19 protein-coding genes and 1 pseudogene are annotated in these 23379 nt (G+C 49.3%); 2 read left to right on the top strand and 18 right to left on the bottom strand.

Features of this window, described 5'->3' with window-relative positions; all coding sequences use genetic code 11:
* Positions 1–315 precede the first annotated feature (315 nt).
* The gene (locus ACX9GV_RS07490; protein ID WP_473195432.1) at positions 316–1335 is read left to right on the top strand and encodes an IS110 family RNA-guided transposase; all 1020 of its coding nucleotides are present in this window, start codon (positions 316–318) and stop codon (positions 1333–1335) included.
* Between the two features lie 487 nt (positions 1336–1822).
* Here the strand turns inward: ACX9GV_RS07490 and arcC are convergent, their stop codons facing one another.
* The 5 genes from arcC to ygeW all read right to left on the bottom strand — a co-directional run bounded on the left by arcC (position 1823) and on the right by ygeW (position 8086).
* On the bottom strand, positions 1823–2755 hold the full coding sequence (arcC, locus tag ACX9GV_RS07485) for a carbamate kinase (protein ID WP_023492246.1): 933 nt from the start codon (positions 2753–2755) through the stop codon (positions 1823–1825).
* A 109-nt stretch (positions 2756–2864) separates the two neighbouring features.
* On the bottom strand, positions 2865–4265 hold the full coding sequence (gene hydA, locus ACX9GV_RS07480; RefSeq protein WP_023492245.1) for a dihydropyrimidinase: 1401 nt from the start codon (positions 4263–4265) through the stop codon (positions 2865–2867).
* Between the two features lie 58 nt (positions 4266–4323).
* A complete protein-coding gene (locus ACX9GV_RS07475) occupies positions 4324–5538 on the bottom strand; it encodes a YgeY family selenium metabolism-linked hydrolase (RefSeq protein ID WP_473197604.1) in 1215 nt (404 codons plus the stop codon).
* Positions 5539–5630: 92 nt separating this feature from the next.
* The gene (gene dpaL, locus ACX9GV_RS07470; RefSeq protein WP_473197603.1) at positions 5631–6824 is read right to left on the bottom strand and encodes a diaminopropionate ammonia-lyase; all 1194 of its coding nucleotides are present in this window, start codon (positions 6822–6824) and stop codon (positions 5631–5633) included.
* A 74-nt stretch (positions 6825–6898) separates the two neighbouring features.
* Positions 6899–8086: a knotted carbamoyltransferase YgeW gene (gene ygeW / locus ACX9GV_RS07465; RefSeq protein WP_023492242.1), complete on the bottom strand. Its 1188-nt coding sequence runs from the start codon at positions 8084–8086 to the stop codon at positions 6899–6901.
* 455 nt (positions 8087–8541) lie between these two features.
* Between ygeW and ACX9GV_RS07460 the strand changes: the two genes are divergently transcribed.
* Complete coding sequence (locus ACX9GV_RS07460; RefSeq protein ID WP_473197602.1) at positions 8542–10317, top strand: sigma 54-interacting transcriptional regulator; 1776 nt, start codon at positions 8542–8544, stop codon at positions 10315–10317.
* 107 nt (positions 10318–10424) lie between these two features.
* Here the strand turns inward: ACX9GV_RS07460 and ACX9GV_RS07455 are convergent, their stop codons facing one another.
* The 13 genes and pseudogenes from ACX9GV_RS07455 to fabF all read right to left on the bottom strand — a co-directional run bounded on the left by ACX9GV_RS07455 (position 10425) and on the right by fabF (position 23303).
* Positions 10425–11729 carry an NAD(P)/FAD-dependent oxidoreductase gene (locus tag ACX9GV_RS07455; protein ID WP_473197601.1) on the bottom strand — a complete coding sequence of 435 codons (1305 nt, stop codon included), beginning with the start codon at positions 11727–11729 and terminating at the stop codon, positions 10425–10427.
* 396 nt (positions 11730–12125) lie between these two features.
* Positions 12126–12668, bottom strand: a complete 543-nt coding sequence (gene ycfP / locus ACX9GV_RS07450; protein WP_473197600.1) for an alpha/beta hydrolase YcfP — start codon at positions 12666–12668, stop codon at positions 12126–12128.
* Between the two features lie 66 nt (positions 12669–12734).
* On the bottom strand, positions 12735–13763 hold the full coding sequence (gene nagZ / locus ACX9GV_RS07445; protein ID WP_473197599.1) for a beta-N-acetylhexosaminidase: 1029 nt from the start codon (positions 13761–13763) through the stop codon (positions 12735–12737).
* Between the two features lie 19 nt (positions 13764–13782).
* Positions 13783–14652: a phosphotransferase gene (locus ACX9GV_RS07440; RefSeq protein ID WP_473198001.1), complete on the bottom strand. Its 870-nt coding sequence runs from the start codon at positions 14650–14652 to the stop codon at positions 13783–13785.
* Positions 14633–15211: a penicillin-binding protein activator LpoB gene (lpoB, locus tag ACX9GV_RS07435; protein WP_473197598.1), complete on the bottom strand. Its 579-nt coding sequence runs from the start codon at positions 15209–15211 to the stop codon at positions 14633–14635. The genes ACX9GV_RS07440 and lpoB overlap by 20 nt, the downstream gene beginning before the upstream one ends.
* Before the next feature lie 44 nt (positions 15212–15255).
* On the bottom strand, positions 15256–15606 hold the full coding sequence (gene hinT, locus ACX9GV_RS07430) for a purine nucleoside phosphoramidase (protein WP_023492230.1): 351 nt from the start codon (positions 15604–15606) through the stop codon (positions 15256–15258).
* A 163-nt stretch (positions 15607–15769) separates the two neighbouring features.
* Positions 15770–17203: a PTS glucose transporter subunit IIBC gene (gene ptsG / locus ACX9GV_RS07425; protein ID WP_473197597.1), complete on the bottom strand. Its 1434-nt coding sequence runs from the start codon at positions 17201–17203 to the stop codon at positions 15770–15772.
* 393 nt (positions 17204–17596) lie between these two features.
* Positions 17597–18385: a metal-dependent hydrolase gene (locus ACX9GV_RS07420; RefSeq protein WP_473197596.1), complete on the bottom strand. Its 789-nt coding sequence runs from the start codon at positions 18383–18385 to the stop codon at positions 17597–17599.
* Between the two features lie 124 nt (positions 18386–18509).
* Positions 18510–19489, bottom strand: a pseudogene (gene holB, locus ACX9GV_RS07415) (DNA polymerase III subunit delta').
* Positions 19489–20127, bottom strand: coding sequence for a dTMP kinase (gene tmk / locus ACX9GV_RS07410; protein ID WP_473197595.1), 639 nt, complete (start codon positions 20125–20127; stop codon positions 19489–19491). Before tmk ends, holB begins: the two are co-directional and overlap by 1 nt.
* Positions 20117–21145 carry an endolytic transglycosylase MltG gene (gene mltG / locus ACX9GV_RS07405; protein WP_473197594.1) on the bottom strand — a complete coding sequence of 343 codons (1029 nt, stop codon included), beginning with the start codon at positions 21143–21145 and terminating at the stop codon, positions 20117–20119. The genes tmk and mltG overlap by 11 nt, the downstream gene beginning before the upstream one ends.
* 10 nt (positions 21146–21155) lie before the next feature.
* Positions 21156–21956, bottom strand: a complete 801-nt coding sequence (gene pabC, locus ACX9GV_RS07400) for an aminodeoxychorismate lyase (RefSeq protein ID WP_473197593.1) — start codon at positions 21954–21956, stop codon at positions 21156–21158.
* Positions 21957–22061: 105 nt separating this feature from the next.
* Positions 22062–23303, bottom strand: a complete 1242-nt coding sequence (fabF, locus tag ACX9GV_RS07395; RefSeq protein WP_023492220.1) for a beta-ketoacyl-ACP synthase II — start codon at positions 23301–23303, stop codon at positions 22062–22064.
* Positions 23304–23379: the final 76 nt, after the last annotated feature.

Below are 23379 nucleotides of genomic sequence, written 5' to 3'. Positions count from 1 at the left end.
ACACCGTTGGCCCAAGTTCCGTCATCCTTTAAATTGCTGCAGTTGTTCACCTCCTCCCTAAGGCCCACGACCAGTAGTGTTAAATCTGTTCCTGACAGACAAACGCCCACAAAATTAACAGACGCCTCCGTGCTGACGAGTGCACAGTGATTGACGCCATTGAAGGCGCTGAACGCAGCTACGGCGCATAGGCAAACTCGCCAAGGATGGCGAGTTTAGGCGAGACAGACAAGGATAATGAGATGGACGCTCCAACTTTTACGGCATCAAAGTGCCAAAATGTGAGCGTGAAAACTCAAAAGAAGGAGCGTCCAAATGAAAGTATCTACCCTCGGTATCGACTTGGCAAAAAATGTTTTCCAGCTTCATGGCGTTGATCACAATGGCAAGACGGTTCTGAAGAAAAAACTGACTCGCGATAAATTCGTGCCTTTTATCATGCAACTGGAACCTTGCCTTATTGGGATGGAGGCCTGTGCTTCGAGTCATCATTTCGCTCGGGTGCTGACTCAGTTTGGCCATCAGGTCAAATTGATGCCACCGCAATATGTCAAACCCTACGTCAAAACCAACAAGACCGATGCTGCTGATGCCGAAGCGATTTGTGAAGCAGTTACACGTCCCAACATGCGCTTTGTGCAGGTAAAAACCGCTGAGCAGCAGGCAGTTCTTGCTTTGCATACCGAGCGAGACATCCTCATTCGGGAACGTATCGCCTGTGTAAACAGCCTACGGGCTATACTGGCCGAGTTTGGCCTCATTATGGCAGTTGGTCGGAAAGCGTTTAATCAAGGTATTCCCGATATTCTGGAAAATGGGGATATCGAGCTATCGCCATTTATTCGACGCAGTGTTGCTCGTCAGTTTGAGCATATCCAGTCGTTGGAAGACCAAGTCACCTTGATTGAGCAAGAGCTCAGCCAGTGGGCGCAGACCCAGCCAGCCTGTCAGCGGGTAATGAAAGTGCCGGGTGTCGGGTTGCTGACCTCGACCTATCTGGTTGCGTCGGTTGGTAACGGACAGCAATTTCATTGTGCGAAACAGTTTTCCGCCTGGCTGGGCCTGACACCACGTGAACACTCCAGCGGTGGTAAACAGCGGCTAGGCAGCATCAGCAAACGAGGCGATGGCTACTTTCGATATTTGCTGGTACACGGTGCCCGTGCTGTAGCCTCGGTGATTGAACGCCATAAAGAAGACATGCCGTGGTTATTCGCCTTGCTGCAAAAGAAAAACTACAACGTAGCGGTGGTGGCGCAGGCGAGCAAAACGGCACGTATTCTGTGGTCAATGCTGGTGAAAGAAACAGAATATCGACCCGTTATCACCCATTGAGACAAGCTCAAAGGGTGATAACGGGTCAGCAAGAGTAAAACGCAGTCCGGTAGTTGCATGTGTAATCAAGAAGATGGCGAAACAGGTAAGACCGCAGGTGAGACAATCCGATACAGACGAGGGTATTTTGACCCGTAGGGATGTAAGGAACTCACCTGGCGGATTTCATCATGGTTCGGGTCACAACAAGACCCAGAAAGAAACCGGATATATGGCTGCAATACCTGTTCACTTTTTTCAAGAAAACACTCGCATTATCGGGAGCGTCCATATACGTCTGTAGCAGCCGGCCGTGATGCGCCGTAGCGTAGTGAGGGGAGTCGCGCAGCGACCGCCTGATTTGGCAAAGGCGCGGGTTATTAGGGGCCACGCCTTTGGCCCCTAATTCGGTCGCAGACGCAACTCGTTCATGGGATGAAAAATGCAAGGCGACCGAAATATGCCACGATAAAAGCAAATAGCGACCGATATCTAAACACCCCCACCATTAATAGCTAATTACCGTCCCGGTTTTCCCTTCAATCCCCTCTTGGGCCTTGCTTAAGACCGTAATCAGCGCCTGACGCCCAGGTTTAGACTCGGCAAAAGCCACTGCGGCTTCCACTTTCGGCAACATAGATCCTTTAGCAAAATGCTCTTCGGCAATAAAACGTTGTGCATCACTCACACTCAATTTATCTAGCCACTGCTCATTCGGCTTGCCAAAGTTAATCGCCACTTTCTCTACAGCAGTCAGGATGATCAGCATATCAGCATCGATCATCTCGGCCAGTTTGGCGCTCGCCCAATCTTTATCAATCACCGCGCTGGCACCCCGCAGGTGATGCCCCTCTGCTATTACCGGGATACCCCCACCACCAACGGTAATCACCACCTGCCCGGCGTCCATCATAGTGCGTACTGTTTCTTTCTCCACAATATCCACTGGCTTAGGTGAGGCAACCACTCGACGATAACCCCGCCCGGCATCTTCCTTCATGTTATAGCCGTTCTTGGTCATCACCTTGGCTTCTGCCTCCGTAAAGAAGGAGCCGATGGGCTTAGTGGGGTTAAGGAAAGCCGGATCATCGGCACTGACGATCACCTGGGTAATCAGCGTTGCCACTGGTTTGTCGATATTACGATCCAACAACTCTTCACGTAGCGCATTTTGCAGATCATAACCAATGTACCCCTGGCTTAAGGCAACACAGACTGACATAGGTAACATCGGCGTATGGGCTTCAGTTTTGGCGGCAGCCTCAAATGCCAGGTTGATCATCCCCACTTGCGGGCCATTGCCATGAGTCACGACCACCTGATGACCGTGGGCAATTAAATCAACGATCGCCCGTGCCGTGGTCTTTACTGCCTGCATCTGTTCTGCCAGACCTTCCCCCAATGCGTTGCCACCTAGTGCCAATACTATTTTCTTCTTCATGCTGAACCTCGTTTTAGCTCAATGTTAGTTCCGCCTAATCTGTTCCTTTAGGGGAGAGATAATCCATAAATAAATATTAATAATATGATCGTTCAGATAATTACCTTCGTTATCCCATTTTTGCGGCAATCTCGGCATTAAAGGGTCGGCGGCGCAAAAACTGCCCATATCCCCGTCGGCCGGTAAATTCACCATTGCGCGCCACGATTTCACCCCGGCATATCGTCAACACCACCGCACCTTGGCAATGGAAGCCCTCATAGGGGGAATAATCTGCGTTATCATGCAACTGGTTATGGCTGATAACCCTAGATTGGCGCGGGTCAATGATCACCACATCCGCATCAGCACCCAGGTTTAAACTGCCTTTACGTGGCCATAGGCCAAACAACCGCGCCGGGTTACTGCTGGTAAGCGCGACAAAACGCGAAGGTGAAATTCGACCGCTCATCACACCATGGGAAAATAGCAGTGCCATGCGGTTCTCGACCCCGGGCAGGCCATTGGGGCAGCGGGTAAAGTTGCCTTGTGACATTTCTAACCGCTGATGATAAGGAAAACTGCAGTGATCGGTGGCTACCGTATCAATAGATCCATCGGCAATGCCCACCCATAGGCGATCCACCTGCTGCTGATTGCGCAGTGGCGGACTAAGAATGTATTTCAAACCGTCTTCACGCAGATAACACTGCTCATTAAGCAACAGATACTGCGGGCAAGTTTCAACCCAGACCGGTTGCCGCTGCCTGCGTGCCAAGCGCAAGTAGTCCAGCCCTAACGCACTGGATAAATGAACGATATAGAGCGGTGTATTATCAGCCAACTCGGCCAGGTTAATCATCCGGCTAATCGCTTCCGCTTCACACTCAACGGGGCGACTTAAAGCATGATAAATCGGTGCTGTTTTACCCGCCGCAATCAGCGCCGCTCGGCGAAATGCAATGGCGGCATCATTTTCTGGATGAACCGTCGTCAGTGCCCCCACCTGCTTTAATTGCCATAAAGCGCGCAAGACATCCGCATCATCCAATTTGTAGAGATAGGTCAGATAGAATTTGAAGCTGCTGATCCCTTCATCATGGACCATGCTATTCATTTCTTTCAGAATGCCGTCATTAATATGCTGGATGACGCCGTGAAAACCATAATCGATGACTGCATTACCCTCGGCATACTGATGGTAGACATTGAGCTGATGATGGAGTGAACAGCCTGCGGGGCCAAAGCCCATATGGTCGATAATGGTGGTGGTACCGCCACAGGCTGCCGCACGGGTACCACTGTAAAAGTCATCGCAACTGCGTGCTATGCCGACATCAATATTAAAGTGGGTATGAACATCAATGCCCCCGGGCATCACATAGCAACCAGAAGCATCAATCACCTCGCAGTGAGCATCGGGCTCAATCATGGCGTCCCGTTGAATAATCACGCCATCTTCAAGCAACAAATCTTGCGAATACTGCCCTTCGCTATCCACCAGAATGCCGTTCTTGATGAGTTTTTTCATCGCTGGTGCCCCTGAAAAAAACAGCCCCGGCAAAAACTGCCGGGGCAAGGTTCAACACTTACTTCAGTTCTTCCAGATAAACCAACGGGATTGCCGCATACATGGCAGCACAGGTCACCAGATGCTCTTTCCAGGTTTTCTCATTCGGCGCATGGGCTTCAGGCTCTTTACCTGGACCAAAACCGATCACTGGAATACCGTGACGCCCCATAATGGATACGCCATTGGTGGAGAAAGTCCACTTGTCCACCACCGGTTTTTTCTTGAACAACTGCTGATAGGCTTTACTTAATGTTTTCACCGTAATGTGGTCTTCTTCTACTTTCCAGGTAGGGAAGTAACATTCAGTTGGATAAACCAGACCGGTATAAGAGGGACGGTCGTAGTTATACATGGATACGGTTGCTTTAGCGGCTTTCACTGCCGGTAACGCGCGGATCTCGTCCAATGCCCCTTCCCAGGTTTCACCCCAGGTGAGACGGCGGTCGATGGATACTGCACAGCTATCTGCTACGGCACAACGGCTCGGTGAAGTGAAGAAAATCTCGGAAACCGTCAGCGTTCCTTTACCCAGGAAATCATCATGGCCCAAGTTGCCAGCTAATTCCTGCAACTCATTGAGGATCGGCCCCATTTTGAAAATCGCATTATCGCCACGCTCTGGTGCAGAGCCATGGCAACTGATACCTTGTACATCAATGCGGATTTCCATACGGCCACGTTGCCCACGGTAAATCTGGCAATCGGTAGGTTCAGTACTGACGACAAACTCCGGACGGATCTTGGATTGCTCGATAATATACTGCCAGCACAGGCCATCGCAGTCCTCTTCCTGCACAGTGCCAGTGACCAGCAAGGTATATTGGTCTTCCAGCCCCAAGTCCTTGATGATTTTACCTGCATACACCATGGAAGCCATACCGCCTTCCTGGTCCGATGCACCGCGACCCCCGATAATTTCATCGTCTTCCATCCCTTTATAGGGATCGAAATTCCAGTTTTTAATATTACCGATGCCGACGGTATCAATGTGCGCATCCATGGCAATCAGGTGCGGACCATGGCCGATATAGCCCAAGACGTTGCCCATCGGGTCAATCTCAACTTTATCGAAACCGACTTTTTCCATCTCTTTCTTGATACATTGCACCACCAGCTTTTCGTCACAACTTTCACTGGGAATAGCAATCATATCCCGCAGGAAACGCGCCATCTCATCTTTATATTGGTAGGCTTTTTCTAACACCATTTCAAAAGGAATTTGCTTGGCCATTATGTTCTGTTCTCCAATCTTTTATTGCCTCTCGTCCATACGAGAGATGACATAATCTGAGGGTCCCGCTGCCGCTTAATAAATTAAGCCTTTCACACAGGACATTTCCCTTCCCATACCACTTCGCGATAATGCTTAACGTCGGTGTCGCCTTCCGTACTGATCAACAAGACGACGGATTGACTATTGAGGCCGAGCCTTTCCATCAGTTCTTTCCGCTGTGGGCTATAGTGCACCGCAGCCAGTACCCCAAGCCCAACCGCGCCTGACTCGCCAGAAATAATGCGCGGGTCATCACCCAGTGGATTGCCGAGAACGCGCATGCCTAATGCCGCCACGCTATCCTGACAAGAGATAAACTGAGTGGCGCAGTTACGGATCAGTGGCCAACCCAGCGGATTAGGTTCTCCACAGGCCAACCCCGCCATAATGGTCGCCATATCGCCACCGACATTAACGATTTCGCCTTTGACGCCAGAACGATACATACAATCAGCCAACTCAGGCTCTACGATCACCGAGTGCAGTTTGTCAGCACCAAACACATCCACCAGATAGCCCAATACGCCCCCGGCCATGGCACCGACCCCCGCTTGTAAAAACACATGGGTTGGCCGGTCAATTTTCATCTGATACATCTGCTCGATCGCTTCATCCGCCAAGGTGGCATAACCTTGCATAATCCAGGTGGGGATCTTGGTATACCCTTCCCAGGCGGTATCCTGTACCACTTCCCAACCCCGCTCTTTGGCGGTTTTCATGGTCAGCCGCACGGTATCGTCATAGTTCATGTCAGTAACGATACATTCCGCACCAAGATTGAGAATATGGTCGACCCGCTCCTGAGCAGAGCCTTTTGGCATATACACCACGGCGTGTTGCCCTAATTGTTTGGCTGCCCAGGCAACCCCCCGACCGTGGTTACCATCAGTGGTCGTAGCGAAGGTCATTTTCTCGTTCAGTGAGGATTTAAATTTTTCAAACGAAAAAGTACTGATATCAACGTGATACTTTTCACATAACAACCGGGCGATAGCATAGGCACCACCCAGCATTTTGAAGGCATTTAAACTGAAACGTTTGGATTCATCTTTTACCAGAATTTTCCGCACGCCAAACAAATGAGCAAGATCATTCAACGCGCATAGTGGTGTAGGCTGATATCCGGTAATTTTTTTATGAAACTCCCGCGCTTTCTGTGCTTCCGCGCGTGAGAACAGTGGAGACGTTTCTCCGTTAAAATTACGGTTATCCTCAATATCCATTTTCAATGAAAAAACCGACATAACCTTACCTCCTCTGGTCATATTGACAGTTCATAACTCAGGAACACCCGCAGGTGTTCCTGACCAGAGCTGGTTTATTTAATGCGTTTTTCTGCTTCTTGCAGTAATTGATTCAACACCAGACCTGGGTTGGGGAATTTGCGCGCCATGATCATCGCGGCGATAATATAAGGCTTCCAACTGGCTTCCTTATAGGTGGCAATGCGGTACTTCTCAAACACGCTGGCGCAAACTTCACCTTCACGACAGGACACATCGGTGATATCCGCTGGCAAGCAGTGCATATACAGCGCTTCACCGCCTTTGGTGAGCTTCATCATCTCTTCGGTGCAGTGCCAGTTTTTGTGATGGGCATTCTGTGCCAGACACTGTTTTTCCAACGCTTTCAGGCCATCATGGTCATTGGCACGCAACAGGTCGGTACGTTGTTCCATCACCTTATAAGGTGCCCAAGATTTAGGATAAACAATATCCGCCCCTTGGAACGCTTCTGCCATTGATGTCACCTGTTGGAAACTGCCACCAGAGGTTGCTGCATTATTCTTGGCAACTTCGATCACGTCAGGAATCAGATCGTAACCTTCAGGATGGGCCAACGTGACATTCATCCCAAAACGGGTCATCAGACCAATAATGCCTTGTGGTACTGACAGCGGTTTACCGTAGCTTGGTGAATAAGCCCAAGTCATGGCGATCTTCTTGCCTTTCAGATTTTCCAGGCTACCGAAATGCTCCTGCAACCAGGCCAGATCAGCCATTGACTGAGTTGGGTGGTCGATATCACATTGTAAATTGACCAGTGCAGGACGTTGCGGCAGAACACCTTTTTCAAAACCTTCGTCCAGTGCTTCACCCACTTCACGCATATAGGCATTACCTGCCCCCAGATACATATCATCACGGATACCGATAGCATCTGCACAAAATGAAATCATGTTCGCTGTTTCACGCACGGTTTCACCGTGGGCGATCTGGGATTTACCTTCATCCAGGTCTTGCTGTGCCAAACCCAGCAGGTTGAGTGCTGACGCATAGGAAAAACGGGTACGTGTTGAGTTATCACGGAAAACTGAAATACCTAACCCACTATTGAACACCTTGGTCGCAATATTCTCTGAACGCATGGTTTTCAACGATTCAGCCAACTTGAGCACCAATTCCAGCTCTTCACGGCTTTGCTCCCAAGTCAACAAAAAGTCCTTTTGATGCAAATTGGACTTTAACGTATTCATTTCCTTAATCAACTGGTTAACTGTTTTCATCTTTGCCCCTAAATAGAGAGTGTGATTTATTGTGCGATATGACAGGTCTATATCCTACTAATGACAAATACGCTTTTACTGCCTCTGTTAAAATGCTTTCAATAAGCATGCCAAGAGACTCAAAGCGGTCAGAAATAAAACCTAATCAGGGGTTAACGTGATTATCATCACAAAAAAATGCAATTTACGATGATATTTACCGATTGTTTTTCACAAAGATTGAACACCGAAGGTCATTATAAGAAGCCGACCTGGGCATTGGTTATAATTTTATCCACTGATATCGCAACCAAAATGATAGAGACAATCAAGAATTATCATTTTGATAATGAAATGTGATGCTAACTACATAATCTATTTTCTGTCTCAGACTTATCTGGATAGCTATCAAATTACACGGGTCTGTAGTGTACTATTGTTTTTTTCAATGATGAAAAAAGCGAGAGAGAGGCGTAATGATAGAACCCACCAATGTCCAGTCTGCACTTATGCAGATCCAGCCGACAATTTTACGCTTTACGAAAATGCTCTCCAGTGTACTGCTGCTAGAGGTTGAAATTGTCGACGACAACCTGGTTCGGGTGGCTGGTACCGGTCCCTATGGAAAACATTTTGGTATGAAACTTGGCAGCAACTCGAGACTGCTAAGTTATGTTATTGAGACAAAAAAAGAAAAAATCGTCACTCGCTCAAAGTTTGACCCAGTCTGTGATGGGTGTAGTAATAAGGATGAGTGTCAGGAAAAGGCATTTCTCGGCATCCCCATCATCTTCCAAGGCGCTTGTATCGGGGTGATCAGCCTGGTGGCCTTCAATCTGGAGCAGCAACAGCGGTTGCGGGACAACTTGCAGGAATTTTCCGATTACGTGAGAAATATATCCAACGTTTTCGTTTCCAATCTGCTGGAGTCGCAAAATAGTAGCAATGGGTTAAATAAGGTGCTCTTCAGCCTGATTGAAAATATGGACCAAGGGGTGTTAATTCTCGATGAGAAAAGTCAGATTAAATTTGCCAACTCAATGGCATTGAAGCAGTTTAATCTGGCCAAAGAAAACTTTATAGGAAAAACTCTCGATATCCGCGCCCTTACCTTCCGACAGAATTATACCAGTGGGCATTTACAACACATCATCTCTTTCGATGATAAACAGGAGATTATGATTGGTCAGTTACATCAGATTCAAGACCACCAATTATTCTTGATGGCGTTCCACCAGTCACATTCCTCTTTTAATGAAAGAGTCGGTGATATAGACCCGCGCATTGAACATCTAGCGGGTGAAAGTAAACCCATGCGTTTACTGAAAAACCTGCTTACCCGTATCGCGCCCAGCCCGTCAAGCGTATTGATTGTTGGCGAAAGCGGCACCGGTAAAGAAGTAGTCGCCCGGGCGATACACCGGTTAAGTCATCGTAGCGACAAGCCTTTTATTGCCATTAACTGTGCCGCCATTCCAGAGCAACTCCTTGAGAGTGAACTGTTTGGTTATCTGAAAGGGGCATTTACCGGCGCGTCCACCAATGGAAAAGTGGGGTTAATCCAGGCGGCTAATCATGGCACACTTTTTTTAGATGAAATTGGCGATATGCCATTAATGTTACAGGCAAAGTTGCTACGCACGGTTGAATCCCGCGAAGTTTTGCCCATCGGCTCCAGTAAGCCGATTCCCGTGGATATCCGCATTATTTCTGCTACCAATCAAAATCTGGAGCAGTTTATTGCCGAAGGGAAATTCCGCGAAGATCTCTATTACCGTTTGAATGTTATTCCACTCACCTTACCGCCGCTGCGTGAACGGGAAGGCGACATCGAATTACTGGCGCATTATTTCCTCAGTTTACATACCAAAAGGATTGGTATTAGCTATCCAGGCATCGCCCCTGAAGTGCTCAAGCTGTTACAGCAATATCGCTGGCCAGGTAACGTGCGTGAACTCAGTAACTTGATTGAGTATCTGGTTAACGTGGTCCCCAGTGGTGAGATCATAGACACTTATTTGTTACCGCCTAATATCACCCGTGGTCAGCATGTGGAGCACCCACGCCCCTCATCGGTTCATGAAGTGATTGAAACCTGTGAAAATAGTGACACTCTGGGTCTGGAGAATATGGAAAAATTGATGATCGAGGAAGCGCTCAGCCAGTATTCCAATAAAAAGCTGGTTGCAGAAAAGTTGGGTATTGGTATCGCGACCTTATATCGCAAAATCAAGAAGTATGAGTTGCAATAACCGCCAAGCCACGCAGTCAATCTACGTGGCTTGATGGATAATAAAGTGATTTTTGAGTCTGCACGCTGTCGGGGATAACGCCGACAGCGTGCATGGTGATGGGTAACTCAGTGCATTTTCAGCCTTGGCCGTATCACCCGATTAATCCCCCCCACCAGCATCATCAAACCGGTTTTAGTGTAACCATGTAACGCAACCTGATGCATGCGATAAAGTGAAATATAGACCACCCGTGCAATGCGACCCTCAATCATCATTGAGCCGCGCATCAGATTCCCCATCAGGCTGCCCACAGTACTAAAACGGGAAAGAGATACCAATGACCCGTGGTCCTTATAGACATACGGTTTCAGTGGTTGATTATTCAACTGCGCCAAAATATTGGTATAGCAGCGCGACGCCATCTGGTGTGCAGACTGGGCACGCGGTGGAACAAAGCCACCACCCGGTTGAGGGCAGGAGGCACAATCGCCAATAGCAAAAATATGGGGGTCGCGTGTGGTCTGTAAGGTGGGTTCAACCAGCAATTGGTTAATACGGTTGGTTTCCAGACCCGCAATCTCTTTCATAAAATCAGGTGCTTTGATACCCGCCGCCCAAACCATCAGGTCGGCATTGATAAATTCGCCACCTTTGGTGCTCAAGCCCTTCTCATCAGCGCAAGTCACCATGGTATTGGTCAATACTCGCACCCCAAGTTTGCTCAACTCTTGATGTGCCGCACTGGAAATACGCGCAGGTAACGCAGGGAGAATACGCTCACCCGCCTCCACCAAGGTCACATTCAATGCGCTACTATCGATCCCTTCAAAACCATAGCTATGAAGCTGTTTAACCGCATTGTGTAACTCCGCAGAGAGTTCAACGCCGGTAGCCCCACCGCCGACAATGGCAATATTAACCCGAGCTTTATCCCCGGGTTTGGCTGAAAACTTAAGGAACAGGTTTAACATCTCATTATGAAAACGGTGTGCCTGATGTGGATTATCCAGGAAGATGCAGTGATCTTTCACCCCTGGCGTACCAAAGTCGTTCGAGGTGCTGCCTAATGCCATCACCAAAATGTCGTAATGTAATTCACGTGCCGGAACCAGTTCTTCACCGTGTTCATCGCAAATTTGCTCCAACTGTAACGTCTTATTCTCACGGTCAATATTGACCAGAGCACCGAGTTGGAAGTTGAAGTAATGGTTACGTGCATGGGCTAAATAACTCAATGCATCCACACCGTCATCCAGAGAACCGGTAGCCACTTCATGCAACAACGGTTTCCATAAATGACTATGATTGCGATCAACCAGCGTGATCTCCGCTTTGTGCTTACGGCCCAGTTTGTGTCCCAGACTGGTGGCGAGTTCTAATCCACCCGCGCCGCCCCCAACAATAACAATTTTCTTGCTTGGTGTTGTCAAAATAACCTCCAAAATGTGAACCAATTGTTCTCTAAGCGTTAAAAATAATCTTCTTAGAATACAGTACGTTCACTTAAATCAATGCAATCATCTAGGTTAAGAATAACACGACAGGTTATTTGGTCATACCAGAAATTGACATACATCAAGTTTCAATGAACAAACAATAGACAGGGTGATTTTTTACGATTTCAACTCAATGAATTAGCCGCCAAACTGACTGGGGATTATCTTGGTAGCTCGATAATGAACAGGCAAAAACCGACGCCCGCAAGCGATGAAGACTCATCGTAATATCAGGGTAAAGAGGGAATCAGAAGGATAACGTCAGAGCGCCAGCAGATTTGTCCCTCATCCACCTCATCGTGGCTTATCGGGACATATTGCATGTGTTGATTAAGGCAACGTCTTGAAGGCCTTAATGCGTTGCAAATGGGGGGAGATGTTTTTGAACTTATGTGTCTGCTGCTCATCCCAGACAATTTCATAATACTTATGCAGTAATTCTGCACTACGTTGGTTATCCAACACTTCATCATGGCGAGAAAGCATCACCAAGCAACGATCACGGTTCTTCTCGCGAAAGTCCTCGATACATTTAGTGACAATGTCACGATACTCTTCGGGGCGATCAATCTTGCCACGCATATGCTCTTCCGGATACAGGTTGGGGTTAAATATCACCTGACGTATCCCGCACAAGAAACCGACGCGCTCAGCCCAAAAACCCCCTAACCCGACACCACAAATCAATGGGTTGCTGTCTCCCCCTTGATTAACCGCTTTATCCACCTCTTTCAATAAATGCTGCATATCATGGCGCGGATGCAAAGTGCTATAACTGATAAAATTGACATCCGGATCGATGAACTGTAACTGCATAATCTTTTCATGATTGCCGGGACTGGTAGAATCAAAGCCATGCAAATAGATAATCATCTGAAACCTCACAACAAGCAGGGACCAAGATCTCCGCCCCCATCATTAACGCCGTCTGACGGCACATCACCCTATTAAACGCTTGTGCTCTTCCCAGCGTTCACTCAAATTACTTAGCGCCTTATGCGCCTGTTGCCAGCGTTCGGAGTTTCTTAGCTCCTGGCGGGTAAACTGCCCACGATGATATAACCGCTGTAACTTATCCACTTTGAGCGGCGACAAGTTATCCAACACACTGACCGCCCCTTGGCGATTATTGCACACCAAAATCATGTCACAACCCGCATCTAACGCCGCCTGCCCACGCTCGGCATAGCTGCCCATAATGGCTGCCCCTGCCATCGATAAATCGTCAGAGAAAATAATACCGTCAAACGCCAACTCTTGACGCAAAATCTGTTTCAACCAATAGGGCGAACCGCTGGCTGGACGCGGGTCTGCTTCAGTATAGATGACATGAGCAGGCATGATGGCATCCAGTAAACCACGTTGGATCAATTCACGGAATATAGTCATATCACGCCCACGGATTTCCGCCAATGGACGCGGATCCCGCGGGGTCTCTTTATGCGAGTCCGCACTGACAGCACCATGCCCTGGAAAATGCTTGCCGGTGGTTCTCATACCTGCACTGTGCATTCCCTGAATAAATTTCTCGGCCATCGCCAATGCCAGTGGAGGATCGCTATGGAAAGAGCGCTCACCAATTGCCGTACTGACGTGACCAATATCCAGCACCGGTGCAAAACTGATATCAATATCCTGGGCAATCATTTCTGATGCCATCAGCCAACCGGCTTCCCGAGCTAAACGCTCACCTTCTGGTCGATCATTTAACGCAGCAAAGGATTGTGCTGCGGGCAAACGGGTAAAACCTTGATGGAAACGTTGTACCCGCCCCCCTTCCTGATCCACCGCCACCACCAACCGGCTATGGGAAGCAGCGCGGATCTGGCGCACCAATTCACCAAGTTGCTCCACATCGTGGAAATTGCGGGTAAACAGGATCAAGCCACCCACCAACGGATGTTTTAAAATCTCGCGTTCTTCTGCATCCAGCTCATAGCCGACCACATCTAGCATTACTGGGCCCACGGCCACCTCACTTGTATATCTATGGATGATTTGATGATGCTAAACAGAACCGTTGATACAATTCCGCTCCCCAAAGCAAAAATACCGGGTCACGACACTGGTTCCACCGCACTTCAAACCACATCAACATCAGGTAATCCACCCAAGGTAACCAACGCTGTATCTGCCTTGTTAGCTGCGGCAAATCGGTGTAACCCTGCTGGATATAGTAATTTAAAAATTGCTGTTGGGCTGCGGGTGAAAATTGATTAAAGCGAAACAGTGCCGCCAGTTCCAGGGCGATATCACCATCAGCAGCATATTCCCAATCGATCAGCCTTAACCGCTCCCCTTGCCGGAGCAGATTGCCAGCATGGATATCCATATGCAGCGGGGCCAACATCAGTGGGCTTGGCATCTTATGTTGCATAAAATAACGCTGCCAGCGCAACCAGGCAGGCGTCAAACGTTGGCGATCAACCTGCTGCCAATAGCCGGCCAACTGCTGCTGTAACGCCAGTGGGTAACCGCTGCATTTGCGCTGATGTAACCCGGCAACCAACCGTGGCAACTCACCACTGCGGTTCAAGGCAGCAAAAGTGGTGATATCCAGGCTGTCACCTTCAAGCCATTCGACAATCAGCCAATTAGCCTGCCACAACAACACCTTTGGCCCAATGCCTTGCCCTACTCGGTTTAACACCGCCGCCTCACGCCGACGGCTCACCCCCAACGCGCGCTTTTCTGCTGTTTGTTGGCGAGCCAATAGGTGCAGATGGTCACTTTCAATACGCCAGCTTTCACCTGTCAGCCCTTGTACCGGTATGAAATTACAACCGGTACTCTTTAGCCCCGGCTTCCAAGTCTTGAGCAATTGCCGTAGCTGGGCCTCACTGTTTGACGTCACTATTACCTGACCAGATAATTTCACCGGTTTGCACCAGCATCAATTGCATCTCCAACTGGGGAGCGTTCACATCACCACTCACGTCGCTATACAGCACATATTGCGCATTAACCATACGCGCCAAGCCTATCGCTTTACTACGTAAGCCCAAGCTATCTTCTGCTGACAGACCCAATGTCTGTTTAGCACTGGCCAACTGCGCTTCTGGCACCAACGCAAAGACTTGGTTAGAGGCTAACGCCTGATACAACGCCGAAGTCGCCTGGGTTATCTGTAATGACCCGTTGGTACTGTTTTTAACCGTGTCCAACAACAACACACTGCCAGGTGTGACACCTTCCACTTTCAGCATCTGATCAATCAGCGGCTGCAAGCTACCTGGCCAATCAAGTTGTTGTATCTTTGGTGGTTGGGGTACGGGCTCAGGAGGCGGCGGCACAGGTTCAGGCTCAGGTTGCGGCTCAGGGACAACCGTCACCGGTGGCGCAACAGGTTCTGGTGGATGTGACGGACAACCGGTTAACACCAACGCGGCAAACGCCACCAATAGATACTTTTTCATTACCTTTCTCCAGCGGAACCTATTATCAGTAAATCGGATTTGCCTTAACGTGACAACATTGGGCCTAACACGCGCCCACCAACGAGATGCATGTGGATGTGATAAACCTCCTGCCCCCCATGGCGATTGCAATTGATAATCAGACGATAGCCATCATCAGCAATCCCCTCTTGTGCAGCAATTTTAGCCGCAACGGTAATCATCCGCCCCAACGCGGCTTCATGCTCCACGGTAACATCATTCACCGTTGGGATCAGGATGTTGGGCACAATCAGGATATGGGTCGGTGCTTGTGGAGAAATATCACGAAATGCCGTGACCAACTCGTCCTGATAAACCACATCAGCAGGAATTTCACGGCGGATAATTTTACTGAAAATCGTTTCTTCAGCCATTGGGTTCTCCTTGTTCAGCCTAAAAGACTTACGCAGTATGAGTGAAAAATTCTACTGCTTTCAACCTGATTACGCACTCTCCATGTTGAATGATGCGGAATTATGCAAAAAATCAGATAAAAAAAGGGGCTTTCGCCCCCCTTGATCAACTCACCTGCCTGAATCAACTGTTACGGATATATTCATCCATATCAGTTTTCAGGTTATCAGATTTGGTACCAAAGATGGCCTGAACACCGGAACCGGCCACCACGACACCCGCCGCACCCAGTTTTTTCAGACCCGCTTGGTCAACTTTACCGATGTCCGCCACACTGACGCGCAGACGAGTGATACAAGCATCCAGGTTGGTAATATTCTCTTTACCACCGAACGCCTTAACCAAGGCAGCAGACATTTCTGTGCCACTCTGAGCCGAAGATTCCGCGCTGTTATCTTCACGACCCGGTGTTTTCAGATTCAGTTTGGTGATCAACAGACGGAAAATGGTGTAGTACACCAAGCCGTAGATAATGCCGACGATCGGGAACAACCAGATTTTACTGCTATTACCGCTAAGTACGATAAAGTCAATCAACCCGTGTGAGAAACTGGTACCGTCACGCATGCCCAATAGAATACAGATGGGGAATGCCAAGCCTGCCAGGAGCGCATGGATAACATAGAGGATCGGCGCAACAAACATGAAAGAGAACTCGATCGGCTCAGTAATACCGGTCAGAAACGAGGTCAGTGCTGCGGAGATCATGATACCGCCGACTTTAGCCCTGTTCTCAGGCTTGGCAGAGTGCCAAATGGCAATTGCCGCAGCAGGCAGACCATACATTTTGAACAGGAACCCACCTGATAACATACCTGCCGTTGGGTCACCCGCCATATAGCGTGGAATATCGCCATGGAACACTTGGCCCGCCGCATTGGTGTATTCACCAATCTGCATCTGGAATGGCACGTTCCAGATATGGTGCAGACCAAATGGTACCAGCGCACGCTCAACAACACCGTAGATACCAAAAGCCACTACCGGGTTCTGATAAGCGGCCCATTGTGAAAAGGTTTGGATAGCGGTACCGATAGGAGGCCAAATAAAGGACAGGACCACACCGGTAAAAATGGCAGCCAGCCCGGAAATAATCGGCACAAAACGCTTACCGGCAAAGAAACCCAGATATTCTGGCAATTGAATGCGGAAAAAGCGGTTGAACATGTAGGCAGCAATGGCACCGGAAATAATCCCCCCGAGCACACCGGTATCTGCCAAGTGTTTAGCGGCAATTTCTTCTGGTGGAAGTTGCAGCACCAACGGCGCAACCACAGCCATGGTTTTGACCATAATGCCGTAGGCCACCACGGCAGCCAATGCAGAAACACCATCGTTATTGGTGAAACCCAAAGCAACACCGATGGCAAAAATCAGTGGCATATTGGCGAATACAGAGCCGCCCGCCTCCGCCATCACATGGGAGACCACCATAGGCAGCCAGCTAAAGTTAGCGGAACCGACGCCAAGCAGGATACCTGCAATAGGCAATACGGAAACCGGTAGCATTAGCGATTTACCTACTTTTTGTAGGTTGGCAAATGCGTTTTTGAACATAGTTGAAAGAACTCCTGAGTAATAGTGCTTTGCTGCTGGTTGCGAATCTTCGCGTTACAGAGGGGGATATAGACCTCTGTATTTAAGGGTGTCTGAGCACCCCTTTAATTTTTACGCAGGGTAAAATAAATACCCAAAACAATGTTTGACGGGTGTCACGTTTCGATAAATGAAGCATTTTGTTTTCATTATTTGTCTATTTTTTGTAATAGACGATGAAAAAGAAGCCACCCACCTGCGTAGAACCGCGGGGAATATACCTCATTAGTGAGATTAATTACGAGCTGAAAAAAAATAATTATCCACTGCCATGCAGGCTCTGAAGGGGTCGCTGCTGAGATGTGACTTAAATGAAGGGCGCTTGTTTCAGCCCTTCACCGGTGATGGGTATAATCAGGCTAGAGTGCCGGGTTCGATATGAAATAGACGTAAAAAATTGGCTGTTGTCGCTTCTGCCAGTTGGTCCAGGCTGACTCCTTTCAAAACAGCAAGATACTCCGCGATATCACGTACATAAGCTGGCTGGTTTTCTTTACCTCGATGAGGTACTGGTGCCAAATAAGGGGAATCGGTTTCTATCAACATCCGGTCCAGTGGCACATAGCGCGCAACTTCACGTAATGATTCGGCATTGCGAAAAGTGACAATACCAGAAAATGAAATATAGAAACCCAGATCCAGTAACGCCTGTGCGGTAGGGAGATCCTCAGTGAAACAATGGAGTACCCCGCCACAAGCTTGCGCGTTCTCTTCACGCAAAATGGCCAAGGTGTCTTCACGGGCATCACGGGTATGTACAATCACCGGTTTACCGAGTTGCCGGGCAATGCGGATATGCTGGCGAAACGATTCCTGCTGTAACGGTATATTGTCCTGCTGATAGAAGTAATCCAGCCCGGTTTCACCCAATGCGACAACCTGCGCTGCTGTCGCCAGGGTATGCAATTCGGCATAATCATAGCCACCATCCAGATTCAGCGGGTGGACACCACAAGAGAAGGCAACGTCTTTACGCTGACCAATTTGTTGCACCATAGTCTGATAACCGGGCAACGTCGTGGCCACCGCCAGAACAAAACCCACATCCTGCATTTTGGCCTTGAGCAAGGCATCATCTACGCTGTGATGCACATTTTCAAAATCAAGACTATCAAGATGGCAGTGGGAATCTACTAACAACATAATAATAAGCTCTTTTACAACCAGGTGATTAAGGGGATAACAATAGCGGGGATATTAGCGCCCGCCGTTATAGCTGTTAAATTCGATTTACTTTTACTGACGACTTGCCATTCATCCGTTGATATCAGGTGCGTGCCCCTTGCTCCCAACCGAGTAGTTGTTCTGTTAACAATAGTTCACGATTAACCGCGACAATATTCAGTAACTGATGACGACAATTGAGCCATGACTGCAACGTTTTTTGCAGTGAGAACGCACTAAACTGCGCGGCCAATTGCTGTACCAGCGGTAGTTGGTCCTGATTCAATACATAATGCGCGGCACCCTGTTGCCATTTCATGGCATCCATCAGCAATGTACAGAGCCAATGTAACCGTTCCGCCACGTCATCATGATTAAGTACCGCTAATAGCAGCAACATATCGCGCTGAATTAAGCACGACGCCAGTGTACTGCATAATGTCACACGTTGTTGCCAACGTTCAGGTTGCAATAACTGTTCGGCGGCGATGGGTGCACCATCATTCAAGCGCAAAGCGGTAAGACGATGCGTTGCATCCCCCTCCCCGTGGCGGTTCAACCACTGCAGGCTAAACTGTTCATCTGGGCTGGCAAGATGCCAGTAGAAACAGCGGCTGCGTAGTGTCGCCAATAGGCGTGAAGGATCGCGGCAGCCTAATAGAAAGTAGGTTTTGCCTGGCGGCTCTTCCAACGTTTTTAATAGTGCATTGGCCGCCGCCTCGGTCAGCAATTCTGCTTGGGGAAGCCACACCACTTTTGCCCCCCCTGCTGGGCATGGGAGTACAAAGTCTCGATCACCTGGCGAATGGGCTCTATCCCCAAACTGCTTTTACCTTTTTCTGGTGCCAGTACATGATAATCAGGATGATGCCCCGCCAGCATCAGACGGCAACTGTGGCATTCACCACAACTTTTTTCACCATTGCGCTGTTGGCAGATTAACCAGCGGCTTAACGCATACAGCAACGCCGCATCACCGTTGCCTGGGGCAGCATGTAGCAACAAGGCATGGTGACCGCGCCCCGCACTATATTGCCCCACCAAATGGCGGTAGCTACCGTTAAGCCACGGGTACCATTCCATTACGCCACTTCCTGCTGTTGCAGCCAGTGCGTAAGGACCTGTTGGATATCACTCGTCACTTGCTCCAACGATTGTGCGGCATCTACGGTGATAATGCGCTGATCCTGGGCGGCTAATTCCAGATAACGTGCGCGAGTACGTTCGAAAAAGGGCAATGTCTCTTGCTCAATACGGTCCAACTCACCCCGTGTTCTTGCCCGTTGCAAGCCGATCAACGGCGGAAGGTCAAGGTACAGCGTTAAATCTGGCCGGAAATTACCCAGCACCGTATCGCGCAGAGTGGTCATCAATTGCGGGTCAATCCCTCGCCCCCCACCCTGATAAGCCTGGGATGAAAGATCATGCCGATCGCCAACCACCCATGCCCCCCGCTCGAGCGCGGGCTTAATTACCGTTTCAACCAGTTGAACACGTGCGGCATAGAGCATTAATACTTCGGCCTTAACGGTGGGCAACTCCCCCTCGGTGCCATGTTTAAACAGCGCACGCAACTTCTCAGCCAGCGGGGTACCACCGGGTTCACGGGTAAACACAATATCGCTGATACCATGCTGATTCAGTACACTGACAATGGTATTACGTGCCGTGGTTTTACCTGCACCTTCCAACCCTTCAATCACCACAAATTTACTTTTCATTCTTTTCCTTTTGCACCTGGCGATAGGTGCGCACCGCCTGATTATGGCTGGTTAGATTGGTGGTGAAGGTATGCCCCCCATTACCATCTGCAACGAAATAAAGATAATCGGTTTTTGCCGGGTTGGCCGCCGCCTCCAGTGAGGCCCGGCCCGGCATGGCTATCGGTGTTGGCGGCAATCCGCTAATCACATAGGTGTTATAAGGCGTTGCGGTTTCCAGATCTTTACGGCTGATATTACCCGTGTAGCTCTCACCCATGCCGTAAATCACCGTCGGGTCTGTCTGCAACCGCATCCCCAAACGCAAGCGGTTGATAAATACTGAAGCGACTTTGGTGCGTTCTTCAGCTACCCCTGTCTCTTTCTCAACAATTGATGCCATGATCAATAACTGCTCGGGGGTTTTATAGGGCTGGCTGACATCCCGTGCGAGCCAAACCTCCTGCAATATTTTGTCCATCCGCGCATGAGCACGCTTCAATAATGCCAAGTCACTGGTGCCTGCGGTATAGAGATAGGTATCCGGGTAGAAACGCCCTTCCAGGCTGCTCCCTTCGGGTAAACCCAATGCCAAAACCAGTTCTGCTTCACTCTTGCCGGTCAGGGTCTGTTTGACATATTTCGCTTCCTGCAACTGCTGTAGCCAATCACGCAGACGTGAGCCCTCAATAAAACGTGCACTGAGTTGGGCTTCTTTACCGCTGGCCAACAATTTCAACATTTGGCGTACCGTCATACCTGGCGTAAAACGGTAAGTCCCGGCTTTGAACCCGGCCAATTCAGGCTCCAGACGCAACAGCCAGGGGAACCACCTGCCGCTATAGATCAGTTTATCCCGTACCAGCAGCTCTTCCAGCCCCACACGCCCAGTCCCCGCAGGGAGTTTGAACAGTGTCTCCTGCTCAATGTTCAACGGCTTATCAGCAAAATGTTCAATCCGCTGATGGCACCAATAGAGAAGCGACAACGCCACAGTCACTATCAGCAAGGCAATACTCAGTTTTCTTTTTCTATTCATTAATTCGTCGTCATTCGCAGTATGGTCGCAAAAAATCATACAGTTGGCGTGAGCGATAATGCCACGCTTGCGCTGCATTCACTGGCAGCAACGGCATTAACGCATTGCATACCAAAACTTCATCCGCACTGGCCAGCGTCTCTAGTGGTTCACTGACTTCATGCAATGAGTATTCACTCTCCGCCAGCAGCTCGATTAGCCGACGGCGCATCACGCCGGCTACACCCGCCTGATCAAGATTCGGCGTGAAGACACCCATCCCTTTACGCCAGAATAAATTAGCCGCACAGCATTCCACCAGTATGCCACTGGTGTCAAGCACCAGCGCTTCCTGGGCAGCCCCCCGGTCCAGATGCGCACGGATCAGCACTTGTTCCAGGCGATTGAGATGTTTCAATCCGGCTAGTTGAGGGTTACGAGCCAAACGAACCGGGCTCAACTCCAGGGTGATCCCCTGATCACGCCATGGTAAATAATGTGCAGGATAGATGCTACGAGAGACAATGCGCGTTGGCTGCCCACAGCCGTGCGGACTATATCCCCGCCCCCCGCTGCCTCGGGTCAATATCGCTTTGATCACCCCCAGCGAAATGGCTTCTGCGGCATGCTGCATCTCACACTCTAATGCCCGCCAATCTACGGTTGGCAACAGCAAGCGCTGCGCCGCCTGTTGCATGCGTTCAAGATGCCACGGTAACAGGTCAATTTCCCCATTAACCACCCTGGCCGTTGTGAAGCAACCATCACCAAATTGCAAGCCACGGTCGCTGAGTGCCAGAGCATCCTGTTGGTGTCCATTGACCCAGTACATGGTCATTTCCTCTCCGCTGTGTTCATTGCAACACTATAACAGCACCATAAAAAAAGCCCGGTCACAAAACAAACCAGGCTTCTTATCAACGGCAGATAGCCGGCGTTATATCCGACGGAAAATCAACGAACCGTTAGTACCACCAAAACCAAAGGAATTACAGAGTGTAAACTCCAGATCTTTGGTTTGACGTGCTTCATGCGGCACGAAGTCCAGGTCGAGACCATCATCTGGGTTATCCAGGTTGATAGTTGGAGGAACAACCTGATCACGCAGTGCTAATACGGTAAAGATCGACTCAATCGCCCCTGCTGCACCTAAAAGATGCCCGGTCATCGATTTGGTAGAACTGACCCATACCCGGCTGGCATCACTGCCAAACACCGATTTCACTGCTTGCGCTTCTGCTTTATCACCCGCAGGGGTCGAGGTACCGTGCGCGTTGATATAACCGATTTGTGAAGTAGTTATACCCGCATCAATTAACGCATTTTCCATTGCCAAGGCTGCACCGGCACCATCTTCTGGTGGCGATGTCATATGATAAGCATCACTGCTCATACCAAAGCCGACAATTTCTGCGTAAATTTTGGCACCACGCTTTTTAGCATGCTCGTACTCTTCCAGTACCAACATCCCTGCACCATCACCCAAAACAAAACCATCACGGTCTTTGTCCCAAGGACGGCTAGCTGCCTGAGGGTTATCATTACGCGTAGATAGTGCGCGCGCGGCACCAAAGCCACCCACGCCCAAAGGCGTACTGGCCTTTTCTGCACCACCCGCCAACATCACGTCGGCATCATTATAAGCAATGATACGCGCAGCATGACCTATGTTATGCACCCCTGATGTACAGGCAGTGGCAATAGAAATACTCGGGCCACGCATACCATACATAATCGTCAGATGACCTGCGATCATGTTCACAATGGTTGACGGTACAAAGAACGGGCTGATTTTGCGCGGGCCACCATTCATCAGTGCGCTATGGTTTTCTTCAATCAACCCTAGCCCACCGATACCAGAACCAATAGCGGCACCAATACGGCCAGCATTTGTTTCGTTGATATCCAGCCCAGCATCTTGCATGGCTTGTATGCCAGCAGCGATACCGTATTGAATGAAGATATCCATTTTCCGCGCATCTTTGCGCGAAATGAAATCTTCAGCATTAAAATTCTTTACCAAGCCCGCAAAACGCGTTGCATAGGCAGTAGTATCGAAATGGTCGATCAGGCTGATGCCACTCTGACCGGCAAGAAGAGCACTCCACGTGGACTCTACCGTATTGCCGACAGGAGACAACATGCCCAGTCCGGTCACAACTACTCGACGCTTAGACACGTTTGTCCTCCAAGGAGGGAAAAATAACACTAGGAATTGAAAAAACTTAGGCGGTCGAGTGACCGCCTAGATATGT

It is taken from the genome of Serratia sp. 25CWL12 (genome assembly GCF_055790885.1).
This window is presented reverse-complemented; position numbering and strand designations above follow the sequence as displayed.